The following is a 13,034-nucleotide window of genomic DNA, read 5'->3' on the forward strand; positions in this document are numbered from 1 at the left end:
GTTGAAGGAGAACCATTGTAGGCTATGGCCGCGAACGCTCAGGCACGCTGCCAAGTTCAGCAGCCACATTTCTCGGACCTCAACCGATCTCGGCCAGCAGCGCGCTTGCGTTCATCAGGTCGCCCGTATCGAACCCATTGGTGAATTGATTGTAGACAGGTGCGAGGACCTCTCGTGCCTGTTCCATCTGGCCATGATCCTTCAGCACGGTCGCAAGATCGTACGAACTACGAAGCGTCCATGCACGCGCGCCGTTCTGCTCCGCGAGGCGAAGCGATTCGCGCAAGGTGGCAATTGCGTCGGAGTCACGTCCTCGCGCTCTCTCGGTTGCTGCACGAAAGCGCAAAAGCTCGGGCAGCACAGAGCGTTGCGGGCCGACGTTGAACAAGTGTTCGAGGATGCGCAAAGCCTGCTCGACACATCCGATTGCAAGCAGCGCCTTGATGAGATGTGCGTAGTAGATATGACGCCCAATCTGGGGCAATCCACTTCGAAGACCATCGAAAGCCGCCAGCAGGGCATCCGGGCTTTGGCGCGCGCCAGACAGGGTATCGATGGCTTCACTGTAGCAATTAGCCACTGGAATCCAGGCAGGCATACCGTGGCGATATATCGTGCTCTTTAGCTGGTCGGCATAGTACCTGGCCTTTGCATAGTCCTGGCACTCAAGCAGCACAAAGAGGACGCCATGGGTGTAGCAGTAGATGAGTGTCCATCCGTGGCGGACCTCCAGCGCTTCATGCGCAACATCTTTGATGTGCGCCAGCCCCGTTCCAGGTTTTCCCGTGCCGAGCCAATAGAGCGCGCCCAAGATGGCTTCTGTCCTAATTCTTGGATCGAGGTCAAACCGGGAGCCGCCGCCCTCAGAATGGACTTGCAGCTCTGCGCGCAGCTTCTCAAGGCGTGCAATGGCGGCAGGATACTCACAGCGAATAATTTCCCATTCCACCAGGAGATGCTCGTGTTCCCAGAGGGCCGACGTATTGTTCGACCGAATGGCGACCCGCTTCATATCGGCAAGCGACTCCAGTGCGACCATTCCTCGACCGGGCAGGAGTTGATATCTGGCCAAGGCGCCCAGGGCCCGGCACTCGGCAGCAGTGTCGCCCGTTTCGCGGGCGAGTTCGATAGCGGTCTCGAACACTTTGATAGCCTTTCCGGGATCGGCTGACAGATAGCTGCTGACATCCGCCAACCCCACCACCAACTTCAATTTCAGGCCCGCGTCCTTGCAGCCGATGCGGGCAAACTCGGCCAGTGCGCGTTCACAGTTCTCGCGCGCCTCTTCACTCAAGGAGAGCTCGTGCCACAATGGCAGTCCGGCCGCGGCCAATTGTACTCCGAGCAATGGATCACCGTGGCGATGGAGAGCCCAATCGGTAGCCTTGCGCAAATCATCGGCGTGGCCAAGGTAAGTGGTATGCCACTTGCGAGACGGGAGGGTTGCGCGCTCGATATTCGCACGGGAGAAAATCTCCAGCATGAGGCGCGCGTGGTTTTCCGATACCTTAGGCAGCTCTCCGGAGCGCTCGAGCAAATCGGCGGCAAATGCGCGCGTGCTGTCCAGCAGGCGATACCGAAGCTCACCGGAAATCTGTTCGACAACGAGCATCGACTTCGCGCGGAGGCCAGCGACGGCGTCGAAAATGTCGATCGGGTCGCGGCTGAGATGCGCGACAACGCGGACGATGGAATCCGTGTCGAAATAGGCTACGAAGATTGAGATCGCGCGCAGAACGGCTGCTTCTTCCCGTGTCAGCAGCGCGTAGCTCCACTCGAGAGTTGCGAGCAACGTCCGCTGCCGAATGGGACGCTTGTGACGTTCCCCGATCACAGTGTTGAACCGGTCTTCGAGCTCGGCAAGCACGATTGCGGCGCTCCGACCTGGCAGCCGGGACGAAATCAATTCAAGCGCAAGCGGGGAGCCGTCGAGCCGCCGGCAGATCTCCGTGATCGCCGGGGCGTCCATATCTTCCATCAGATAGCCGCCTTTTTCGCGCGCACGCTCGACGAGAAGCTGGGGAGCCGAGTACTGCAGTACCTGCTCGACCGTATATGTGTGCTCCGGCGGCGGAACTCGGAGCGGCGAAAGCCGTATCACTTTCTCGCGGCGCGACCGCAGCGTGGCCCGGCTGGTCGCCAGGATACGAACATCTTCAGTGTTAGCCAGAACGATATCGCAGACATGTGCCACGGCATTGAGCACGTGTTCACACGTATCGAGCAGGAGCAATGTCTTCCTTTTGGCAAGAATCGAGGCTATGGCGTGAAGCCGATCATTCGCCCCCGAGTTGATCCCAAGCGCTGCCGCAAGAGACGACGCAACGAACTCTTCGCCTGCTACGCGGGACAGATCGACAAACGCTATCGACCCACCTTCCTCGTCGTCAAAAAGCTGAGCTGCCGCCACGGCAACCGTCGTCTTTCCGATTCCACCAGCACCGACAACGGTGGTCAGTCGATTGACAGCAACTGTCTCCCGCAACTCCGAAATCTCGACGTCACGACCAATGACCGTGCCCAACTCGGGAAGTTGGGCATGTGTGACGACCCGTATATCCGCATCGCCTCGCACGGCTTCTGCGCTCGGCTGGCAGAGCCAATAGCCTCGACCAACAACAGTCCTGATATACTCATGCAGGGGTGAGTATTCCCGAAGCGCGCGGCGGAGCGAAGCGACCGTCACCTTGAGGTTCGCTTCGTGTACGAAGATGCCCGGCCAGGCAGCGTTGAAAAGCTGTTCCTTGGTTACCAACTCACCCTTGCTGCGGGCTAAGGTGCAGAGAACGTCCGTCGCCCTACCGCCGAGCTGAACCTCCTCCGCGCCGCAGTACAATGTGCGGTTTTGAGTGCGGAGACGGAACGGGCCAAATTCGATTACGTCATTCAACTCCGCAGACGTCATATACTCCCTTCCGGCAGTCCTGAATGCGCCATGGGATCGTAGCACGGTCTGGCTAGATGGCGAGAGAGACTTCGCGTACGACAAGCCCCTGGCTATTTGGTCGAACCGATAGCTCAAGGCGACAAGACGGGTTCGTCAGACCAATTCGGTCGCCGTCGCGAAAATGGAGCGACTAGGCGGGACGCGCCCCCGGCACCGTGCGCGTCGGAGCAACTGCCGATAGAAGCGCGCCGCGCTTCGCAGGGTTGTGGCAGTTGCGCCTCGGGCGTATGCTCAACTTGGTGACGCTCCTCCGGTGACACGGCAAATTTTCGCGCGCGGTTGCTGGCGGGCGCTGTGGTGTCGCCCGGCCTTGGCGGCGGTGCCAGTTCAAGCGATTTGACAGCAGACAACCTCGGGGGAGGGCGCCATGACTGCGGTCGTTCAGCTTTATCTCGCCTCTGTGCTTGCAATATTGCTGATCCCAGCCTCGGCCTCGTCCCAGCAGGCCTCGCATCCGCCTTTAGAGCAGGCAACCGGCGCTGGAGCTGAAATGCAGGGTATCGAGATGTTTCGCACCGTCCGCGAGACCTACATCAATCAATTGCGGCGGACAGGAAAGCTGCCCGAGGAGCTGACTGCAGCTCTCGAGCTGCAGCTGGTCAATGCAGTGAGGGAAGCGCCACCCGAAGAGCGCAGCGCGCTCATGTTCGAGCTCGCGACGGTGCAGCGCCTCCAGGGGAGGTTCGAGGACGCGATTGTCTCCTATCAGGCTGCGATCGAGAACGCCCCGGGCGGCAACGAGGTGGTCTTCGATGCCTGGATCGGTATCGCCCGCGCCCACGCCTACGGCGCACGCGATCACGGCGCGGCTGCCAGCGCCTTTCGGCACGCCATTGATGTCGCGGGCGCGACTCCAAGTCGAAAGCAGCGCTACGACCTGGCGGACTACGCAGCGCAGCTGCAGTCGGGGCGAGGCGAGTTGGATGCGGCCCTGATCAACGGACTGGAAGCCAACCGTCTTGCGGATACCGACGAGGAGCGGTTCTACGCCCAGCTCGATACCGGCGATGTGCTCCAGCAGTTCGTTCAGAGCTGCGACTACCGCCCGCTGATGGACACCAAGACAATCGCGGGCGGGGACGCGGACCGGTGGGGGGCGTGCCGCCGCGCGGTCGACGCGACCCGGAGCTACTACCTCGGGGCGCGTCAGATGGCGGAACGGCTGGGATGGGACTTCCTGCGGGGACTGGTTGATCAGCAAATCGGCGGCCTCGTCTTCAGACAGGCCCTCATCGAGCAGAGCGCCTCGATGGACCACATCGGCAAGGCCAGCGTGTTCGATGCCGAGGACGTCGGGGACGTGCTCGTCAGTGAGGAATTCGTGTCGGGCGCGTCTACGCTGACAGACATTCCGGCCCTGGCGGATCTGATTGGTAGTGTCGTCGCAGATGCCGAGGCCGACAATGCCAGGGCGACCTTCCTGCGGGGCTCAAAGGCCGACATCGAAGGGAATAAGGTTGCGGCGCTGGAGTACTTCGAACGTGCGGTGGACTTGCTCGAGAAGGAGCGGACGTCGCTGTTCGACCTGCGTAAGCGCGACACCGTAGTCGAAAGCCGGCCCGAATTCGTCCGTGATCTGGCGCTGAGGCTGCTCGAGCAGCACAGCTACGACAAGTCCTTCGCAGCCTTCGAATCGATCCGGGCACGCGGCCTGGGCGAGCTTGCGGCTGCCTACGAGACGCTGGATCTGTCGGATGCCGAGCGGCATTGGCTAGCCGGCCTTGTGGAGATGGAATCACGGGAGAGCGCGATCCTGACCACCCTCGTAGAGTCGACGATCGCGGGCGATGCGCCCGGCAGCTCGGACCGGGCGCTGCAGCGGCTCGACGAGGTGCGCGCGCAGCTTGGCGAGCGTTTGGGCGATCCCGAGTTCGCAGGCGCGATCGCACGGCTCGCGGCCAGCCACCGCAGCACCGGAGAACTCGCCGATCTTGACAGACTGGTACGGGCGACCGGCATACCGGTACTGCTCTACTGGGTGACCCCGACCAACGTGATCGTCTGGGTCGTCAGCTCGCGGGGAACGGAGGTCAGGAGCGTCTTTCTCCCCGAGGTGGCGGTGATCGATAAAGTGGGGCGGGTGGTGGACTCGGCGCGGAGTCCCGATCGGCCGTTCGACGAGACGGCGGCGCGACAGCTCTACACCTACCTCATCAAGCCGTTCGAGGACCGCCTGGTCGGCGACGAGGTCATCATCGTGCCGCAGGGACCGCTCGTCACACTGCCCTTTGAGGCCCTGATCGATGCGCAGACCGGGCAGCATATGGCCGAGAGGCTTGCGGTCTCCTACGCGCCGAGCGCGGCCTTTGCCGCCATGGCCTTGCGGCGCGACCCGCTGGTCCTGCCGCCGGTGACTGCGATCTACGACGCGACGGCGGAGGACGATACCGGCGAGATCGCACGCCTGCGCGAAACGCCCGGGGTACAGGTTGATGCAATCGCCTCCAACAGACTCTCCCCGGACGAGGCGATCACAATGCTTGGCGGCAAGCCGGCGCTGCACGTGCTGTTGCACGGCGACTTCAACGCCTGGGATCCATTGCAATCCAGCGTGAACCTTGCCAACCTCGACCTGACACGCCGGGAGGACAATGCACTGACAGCGGCAGAGCTGCTGGCCGCCGACTGGCGCCGGGCGCGGCTGGTGGTCTTCAGCTCATGCGAGGGAGCGCGGATGAACGTTCGCATCTCGAACGAGATCTACGGACTGTCGTGGGCGCCGCTGGCGGGCGGCGCCGACGCGGTGGTAATGAGCCGTTGGCGGGTAAGGGCCACCAGCAGCGCCGACTGGATGCAGGCGTTCTACGAGGCGCTTGCTGCCGGGGCGCAATCGCCGGCGCTGGCCGCGGCGGAGGCGATGCGGCAGATGATCCGTGAGGGGGAGACCCACCCATTCTACTGGGCCGCGCCGCAGGTGATCGGGAGGTAGCTGGGCCTTGGAGTACTCGTTCGAACTTGCCAAGAACATCGGTACTCTGCTCGGGACCGCCTCGGTTGTCGGCTACGCCTGCGGCTACCTCGCACTCCGGGCCCGATCCTTCGCCCTCGGTACCGACCCAGCCTTCAAGCTGGTGGACCAGATCTACGTCTTCGCCGGCGTCCGGTTTCTCGTCATCACGCTAATCGTTGCGCTGTTGCTGTCGCCGGTCGTGCTTGTCGTTCGCTCGGTCGCGCTCTGGCTGACCCGGTCTCTGCCGGAGCATCTCATCGCACCGGTCCAGTGGATCGCCTTGATCATGGTGGCGACGATGACCCTTGTTTCCATGGGCATCCTAAGGGCCAGCGGCCTTCTGCTGCGCGATCCGCTTCCGAGCGCGGGCCTCGAGAGCGCCGTGCTGGGGGGCTCGGTCGGCCTGCGCCTCGGCCTGACCTTCGCGTCCGTGCTCCTGGCCGTGCTGTCGGCACTGTGGCTGCTCAACCGTGCGCAGTCCGGGCAGGGGGCGCTCGTAACGATCCTGGCGGTCGTGGTGGCGCTACAGGCCTTCCTGCTTCCCGTCTATCATGGCGCCCTGTTCGCCGACCGGCGCGTTCGGGTCCTGTCGCAGCTGCCTCCGGCGCTTAGTGGGCTGGTGATGCCGGTCGCCATCGTTGACCGCACCGCGGACCAGGCCACACTGTTTGGACTGGACCCGAGCGGCCGGCGTGGGCTGGCCACGGTCGAGTTCAAGGCTCTGGACGGCATTCCCATATTGGCGGTGACTAGCCTGCGCGACTTTCTCGATCAAGTTTCAGACCGGCGCGACGCCGCTTCCGGCGGATGGATGCAAGGTGTACTGGTGGCCGATGCGAGCGGTGCGGTAGGAGGCGGAGACGTGGCAGACGACAGAACGAAATTCGCGAACGGCTTCTACGGAGCGCTGGCCTCCTACTTCGACATGGTCCTCGATTCGATCGGCTCGCTCGGAGGTGGCAGCACCGACGGAGGCGAGCTCTGGACCGCCGATCTCGACCCCGAGGGCCGTCCGTCGGAGCTGCGACGGGTCGGCGACCTCGACGACGTGTCCTGGCCGGTAATCGGCGCCGACGGCACTTCCTACCTGGCGCTGCGCGGGGGCAAGGTGGTGCGTCTCGATGCCGACGGCGCGGTCGTGGCGGTGCTGGCCGAGGTGGACGACTGGCGGAAGCTATTCGGCGAGCGGTCCGACGGCTCGATCCTGGGGCTGATCCGTCGCGACGGCGAGATGCGCCCGGCGCTGCTGGTGGCCGACGGCACGGTCGAGGTGGGGCCCGCGCCGTCGACCGACGAGGAGAAACGCGCTCTGGCGCGGCTGACGCAGGACGCGCGGGCCTACAGCGACGGTCGGGTCATGACGGTCGACCGATCCGCTCGAGGCGGCCGGGGATTCGACGTGTTCCTGAAGGCGCAAGGCAGCGTCGTCAACCTCACCGATTGCGGCGACGACTACTGTGGCCAAGCCTCACTCGCTCCAGGGAAGCGGCGCCTGGTGTTCGTGCGAACGCCGCCGTTCTGAGGGCGTACCGCGCCCGTTTGTCTAAGTTGTCGACAGGCGAACTCGTCGCCGGAACTAGCGCTTGTATCAAGGTTCGCCTGCAGGATCACGGGTCCGGATTGAGACGACGATAATAGGTCTCCTTGGAAGCGGGAGCAGAGACAGCGATTTCTAGGTAGATGCAGAGCGGTTCAGCCAGTCGGCGTACCGCAACGAACCCATCTTTGCGCCCGCGAGCGGCAGCAAGGTGTCGTCGTTCAGTTCGACGCCGTAGTAGCGCGCGCTGCTGTCAGTAATAACCTGGCGTGTGTCTGCGTTTGCGGCGAGGTGCATACGAGCAATTTCGTCGAGACCGAATTGCTCGGGGCCGCCTATCTCAATTGTATCGTTCACTGCGGTTCCCATCGCCAACTGGGCGAGCATTTCAGCGACGTTATCCGCAGCGATGGGCCTTATGGATGCCGACGGAAGCCGGAAGCCGTCGCCATCTGCGCCCATCTCGATCACGCCGCTGATAAACTCGAAGAATTGCGTGGAATGGAGGATGGTATAGGGCCGCCGCGCTGCCCGGATGAGATTTTCCTGGACCATCTTTGCATGGAAATAGTCGCTTTCAACAAGGCGAGGTGTTCCCACGACGGAAAGGGCGACATAGTGCCTGACGCCTGCCTCTGCAGAGGCCGCCAACAGATTCCGGGTGGAGGCCTTGAAAAACGCCAGCGCGGAGTTGTCGCCAAAGGACGCCGCGTTGGTGACGTCGATGACGACGTCGGCTCCCGCTATGGCTGACCTGAGGCCTTCGCCCGTCACACTGTTGATCCCCCCGAGAGATGGGGAGGCCGTAATCACCTCGATACCCGCCTGCCGAAGGTTCTCGACGAGTCGCGTCCCGATGCGCCCGCTCGCTCCCATGACCGTGATTTTCATCGACCTGCTCCCTCAATTGTGCCGAACTGCGATCTGGCTGCGCCTTTGGTCGCCAAGGACGTCCGGGGTCGCCAAGGACGGCCCGGACCGGAGGCTATGCTGCAGTTGCCGGCGACCGGCACCCATATACAAAGCGGCGACTATGCCAACGCAATATCAGTTAAGGCACACTGGTTTGCCGGCAACGTATCGAATGTCACTCCAGCGGCATGAGAACCAGCGCACGACGATAAACCTTCGTCAGCTTGGACGTGCTCGCATTGCGGATTAGCAGGTTAATATCAGAAGGACTTTCGTAAAAGGTTTCTCTCAGCGGCGAGGGCAGCTGATCGGGCAGAAGGCTCATGTGCGAGGCGATAAATTGATGCTGTGAACGGGATTGTCCGTCTCGTAGGCAAGTCTCGCTCCAGGTTTTTCCATTTCAGCTGAAACACGACGACCCAAAAGTGCCACCCACGCGAAATCACGAGACGGCACGTTCCTGACAGTGTCAAGTCACTGACATGGCTTGGATATCGACAAAGGTGGAGTATGACATGTCTGACCTCTTCAGGACTGCACGTTTGTTCGCCGGCACCTTGCCTTTGAGCTTCACGGATCTGGGCAGGGGTAGAACCTTCCTGTTACTCCACGGAGGCGCCGGCCCCGCATCCCTCATCGGCGTGGCGACGGCCCTGGCGAATGATCACAACCGCGTAGTGCTACCGACCCACCCCGGCTTCAATGGGGCTTTTCGTCCTGAGTGGTTCTCTTCTGTCGCGGATCTTGTGGCCGCCTACCTCTCGCTCATCGATCATCTCGAGCTCTCGGACGTTATGGTTGTCGGGCACTCCTTTGGGGGGTGGATTGCCGCGGAACTGGCGCTGAGAAATTCGCCGCGGATGACGGCGGCAGTATTGATGAACGCCGTGGGCATCGACACTGGCTCGGAAGACAAGGTGATCGTCAATCCCATGGACCTAGAACCGGCTGAACGGGTAAAGCTCGCTTTCCACAACAAGGCATTCGCCGTCGCGCCTTCGACACCTGAAGCCATGGTGATGATGCGCAGCAACTATGAAACCCTGAAAGCCTACGCCGATCGCCCGTTCATGTTCGATCCCGCATTCAGGCAGAGGCTTGCCGGGATGACCAAGCCCGTCCTGGTTGCTTGGGGAGAATCGGACGGAATCGTCGATCTCGCGTATGGACGTCGGTATGCCGACAGTGTGCCAGGTTCGATATTCAAGCCAGTTGCCGAGGCCGGTCACAATCCGCATATCGAAAAGCCGGATGTCGTCCTGGGCCTGATCAACGAGTTCCTGGACGGAGTGGCTCGCGACGGGGCATAGGCCTGGAGGAACTCCCATTCAGGAGCCAATTCTGCGATTTGAGACTCGTTAGGACCAGCGCCTGAAGTCGAATGAAGTCAGTTCGACATACGGGTGCTAGGACGGCGGGACAGGCCTTGAAACAACCCATTCTCCGGTTGCGATGTCACGCACGGCGACAACGGGTTGCCTAGCGATTTGGAACGTCGGTCGGGCAGTACAGGATACCTTTCTTCCGCGCGAACCGCCTGAACGTCTCTTCGGCAGAACTCATCGGGAACTGGTCACTCAGCGCATCCCGGCAGGCCCTCTCGACAGTTTCGAACACCAGGTCGCGCTCGGCCGCGGGCCATGTGGTCAAGAATTCAACGGCATCGTCCAGTGCGGTGATCTCTCTTACATCCCTGTCGAGTTTGACAAATATAGGCTGCTCAAATTGCCTCAACGCCATGAACTGGCTCCTTCTTGATTATTGGGTCCACAGGCGGGACAGGCTTTCGCAGGCAGATTTCTCCAGCCCTTGGTCAGATCGAGTTGTCGGGGCGAAAGCGGTGGCCACACCGGCCTCGGCCCAAGGCAATTGCCGCGTTTGCAACCGCCTCAATCGTCGAGGCACCGATCGGAACAGTGAGAAGATCGTCATTCATTTCATGAACGCCGGCGCACGGGCGCCGGGTCGGGCAAAGCGACGCTTTCGACGCGCCTTTGCCCGACCGAGCCTTAGAGGCTAGGTGCCTTTCGCATAGGAGTAGCCCGACCGCTGGAGTTCAGCGATGAAGGCGACGACACTGGGAACCAAAATTACATCGGGGATCAGACTGTTGGTCAAATCCGCTGCTATCTCATCCGCCGGAATGCTGGAAAGCGCGGGGGAAGAACGGAGGCCGCGCGCGATCGCGTGAATGGAGTCGTGGCAGCCAACAAACACCATGCCCCGTCGTTGGAGCGAGATGATATTGTTGTTGCTGGGTCCATAGAAGCCATCCAGATCCTGAATGTCGTCATGTGGCGACGTGCCGGGCCGCTCGATGATGAAACTGTTCGAGGCGAACTTGCCATCCGTCTTTTCGGCGAGCCCGTATTTCTCCCAAGCCTGCTGATTGAACAACGCCAGGTGTGCGGATCCGTGAGTAGCCGATATTGCCAGAAAGTCTTTGTTCCCATGGGAGAAGACCTGCCCGTTAGTCGCCTCTCGCATGAGGTTCACGCATTGACCGGCAAGTTCGGTGTTCTCCCACATCTGCCGATGAGGATAGTTGTAGGAAAGAAGAACCTCAGCGGCCTCCCGATCCCAATACCGCTCATCGTTCAGGATGAACGGAACGGATGGGAAGCCGCGCCGTCGTTTAAAGCCGGACAGAGTCCTTCGCAATTCTGACAGTTGTTTCGCGCCCTGGGGTTCGGCAGTGGCCGGTTCAGCCCGCGCTGAATCGCCTAATGTGCCGGCGACTGACAAGACCAGCGCGCTTTGGCCAAGCGCCACAAGGGCACTCCGTCGGGTGGTTGCATCCAACAATGATCGCATGATTTGACTCCACTCAACGGGCGTAGACATTGGCGGACGTGCTGACGAGGGCGTCGATGAACTTGGCCATCGCGTCGATCGTCGTTTTGTCCTCGATGTCGTAGGTTTTCGCCAGGTCGTCCATGTTCTGGTAACCGATCCAGACACGCTCTCTTTCATCCTGCCAGACCAATATGCGAAGCGGCAGATCGATGCCGATCGCCTGTTGCTGCTGCATGAGCTTGGAGCCGACTTTCGGGTTGCCGAAAACGATGACCTGTGTTGGGCGAAGCGAAAGGTTCGCTTCCTTCGCGTTCGCGCCGTGATCGAAAGTCGCGAAAACCGGCACCTTCTGAAGCGCGAGATTTGCCTTGATGCGAGCCACCGTCTCGGCAACATTGTACTTGCTTTCTTGCGCGACGGTCTTTGCAGGATCGGTATCGGGGCCGAGACCCGACTTGTAGGCATCCGCGATGCTTCTTGCCAGATCCGTGAGATCAACACCTTCCTTGTTCGTCAGAAGGGTGACACATACAAGTTCATCCGCCGCTGTGAACCGGCTGAGGTACGAACTGAAACCAGGCGAGTTGCCTTTAATCTCCATGAAGCCGGGGTGATGGGTGAATTCCCAGCCGGCCATCGCCCGAACTATTCGTCCGTCCGCCAGGCGGGTCGGCCTGTAAATGAGGTCACGGTCGCCTTCGTCTTTCACCAGGACGCTGCCTGCAAGAGCTATGTCCCACGCGCTGATATCCTCGGCCGACGACCACAGGCCGCCGTACGCATAGAGATTCTCCGAGTTCGCAGGATCGACCGCCTTAAGACCGCTGCCATTGGACAAGTAGCCGGTCGCAGGTTCCACGGGGTTGATGTAAGGGATCATCGAGTGGAACTTGACATGCTGGTTGAAGCCGGGCGTTGGCTGCGGCCGGTCAAGGAAAGCCTTCTTTGCAAAGTCCGACGCCATCATCGTGCTCTCGAGGTGCAGCGGCTCGATCTGATTTTGCTCGATGAAGTCGTGATAGGAGACTCCGCTGGCACGCTCGATAATCTGGCCAAGCAGGATGAAGTTTGTCGCGCTGACCTGAACGTCGGTACCGCTCTTGAACAGCAGCGGCCTGGAACGAACGAGATCGAGCAACTGCGAGGGGCTGTAGTGTTTCGCACTTTCGTAGCCGGCATTGCGGTAGTCCGGTATGCCGGAAGCGTGCTGCATCAGCTGGCGGATCGTGATGTCCGCCCAGGCTGGCGGAGCATCGGGCAGATACCTGGAAATTGAATCGTCGAGGGCGAGCTTGCCCGCCTCCTTCAGTTGCATGATTGCCACGGCCGTGAAGCCTTGAGTGATCGGGCCGATGTTCCACATCGTCTTGGTGGAGGCCAGTTCGTCGTTGTCGATGTTGGTGCGCCCGTAGCCCGCCGAAAGCGGGATGTACGGCGCCTGTACGATCGCGACCGAAATTCCCGGAAGATTGTTCTTGCGCGCGAAGTCTGCAATGAGGCGGTCCACGGTGATGCCGTGAGACTGCACTGGGTATTCGCCACGGCTTACCGGGTATCCGCTGGCGCCTGTAGGTGTCTCGGCGTGAACCGAGTATGTGAGCAACGCGAGGCTTACAGCCGCGACGAATGACCGCTTGAAATGTGTCATCCTGATCTCCTTGGACTCAAGCTGGTTTTTGTGCACTCGCTTTCGAGCGGCTCGTGGGAGGCAGCGGAAAAGGTCGTGCTCACAATTAGCTAGTCCGCGATGCGCGGTCGGTGAGCCCGCGAAAATTGGATGCATCGTTTGGACCATTGAACGATACGATTCAGACCGCCGAGCTCGGAATGATGGCCGGTCGAGCATGACAAAGATCCCGCTCGCCGGAACGGAACCTGGCCTTTGCGAATAT

8 protein-coding genes are annotated in these 13,034 nt (G+C 61.2%); 3 read left to right on the forward strand and 5 right to left on the reverse strand.

The window, feature by feature from the left end; genetic code table 11:
• Positions 1-79: 79 nt before the first annotated feature.
• Positions 80-2,905: a winged helix-turn-helix domain-containing protein gene (locus EV286_RS25160; protein WP_132959923.1), complete on the reverse strand. Its 2,826-nt coding sequence runs from the start codon at positions 2,903-2,905 to the stop codon at positions 80-82.
• A gap of 409 nt (positions 2,906-3,314) precedes the next feature.
• Between EV286_RS25160 and EV286_RS25165 the strand changes: the two genes are divergently transcribed.
• Together EV286_RS25165 and EV286_RS25170 are read left to right on the forward strand one after the other, a co-directional pair.
• Entirely contained in the window at positions 3,315-5,876 is a 2,562-nt protein-coding gene (locus EV286_RS25165; protein ID WP_132959924.1) for a CHAT domain-containing protein, read from the forward strand.
• Positions 5,877-5,883: 7 nt separating this feature from the next.
• Positions 5,884-7,419: a hypothetical protein gene (locus tag EV286_RS25170; RefSeq protein ID WP_132959925.1), complete on the forward strand. Its 1,536-nt coding sequence runs from the start codon at positions 5,884-5,886 to the stop codon at positions 7,417-7,419.
• Between the two features lie 150 nt (positions 7,420-7,569).
• Here EV286_RS25170 and EV286_RS25175 read toward each other — a convergent pair whose 3' ends face one another.
• A complete protein-coding gene (locus EV286_RS25175) occupies positions 7,570-8,325 on the reverse strand; it encodes an NAD(P)H-binding protein (protein WP_132959926.1) in 756 nt (251 codons plus the stop codon).
• Positions 8,326-8,849: 524 nt separating this feature from the next.
• On the opposite strand from EV286_RS25175, the gene EV286_RS25180 reads away from it, so the two are divergent.
• Entirely contained in the window at positions 8,850-9,656 is an 807-nt protein-coding gene (locus EV286_RS25180; protein ID WP_165932931.1) for an alpha/beta hydrolase, read from the forward strand.
• Between the two features lie 169 nt (positions 9,657-9,825).
• On the opposite strand, the gene EV286_RS25185 is transcribed toward EV286_RS25180, so the two are convergent.
• The 3 genes from EV286_RS25185 to EV286_RS25195 form a co-directional block, all read right to left on the reverse strand.
• On the reverse strand, positions 9,826-10,086 hold the full coding sequence (locus EV286_RS25185) for a DUF982 domain-containing protein (RefSeq protein ID WP_132959928.1): 261 nt from the start codon (positions 10,084-10,086) through the stop codon (positions 9,826-9,828).
• A 276-nt stretch (positions 10,087-10,362) separates the two neighbouring features.
• Positions 10,363-11,160, reverse strand: a complete 798-nt coding sequence (locus tag EV286_RS25190) for a transcriptional initiation protein Tat (RefSeq protein ID WP_132959929.1) — start codon at positions 11,158-11,160, stop codon at positions 10,363-10,365.
• Between the two features lie 13 nt (positions 11,161-11,173).
• On the reverse strand, positions 11,174-12,790 hold the full coding sequence (locus EV286_RS25195; RefSeq protein WP_132959930.1) for a serine hydrolase: 1,617 nt from the start codon (positions 12,788-12,790) through the stop codon (positions 11,174-11,176).
• Positions 12,791-13,034 lie beyond the last annotated feature (244 nt).

It is taken from the genome of Rhizobium sp. BK251 (assembly GCF_004345245.1).
Taxonomy (GTDB): Bacteria; Pseudomonadota; Alphaproteobacteria; order Rhizobiales; family Rhizobiaceae; genus Rhizobium.

Coding starts and splice junctions, on each gene's coding strand:
- EV286_RS25160 (WP_132959923.1), bottom strand. CDS start 2,905: ATGACGTCTGCGGAGTTGAATGACGTAATCGAATTTGGCCCGTTCCGT.
- EV286_RS25165 (WP_132959924.1), top strand. CDS start 3,315: ATGACTGCGGTCGTTCAGCTTTATCTCGCCTCTGTGCTTGCAATATTG.
- EV286_RS25175 (WP_132959926.1), bottom strand. CDS start 8,325: ATGAAAATCACGGTCATGGGAGCGAGCGGGCGCATCGGGACGCGACTC.
- EV286_RS25185 (WP_132959928.1), bottom strand. CDS start 10,086: ATGGCGTTGAGGCAATTTGAGCAGCCTATATTTGTCAAACTCGACAGG.
- EV286_RS25190 (WP_132959929.1), bottom strand. CDS start 11,160: ATGCGATCATTGTTGGATGCAACCACCCGACGGAGTGCCCTTGTGGCG.
- EV286_RS25195 (WP_132959930.1), bottom strand. CDS start 12,790: ATGACACATTTCAAGCGGTCATTCGTCGCGGCTGTAAGCCTCGCGTTG.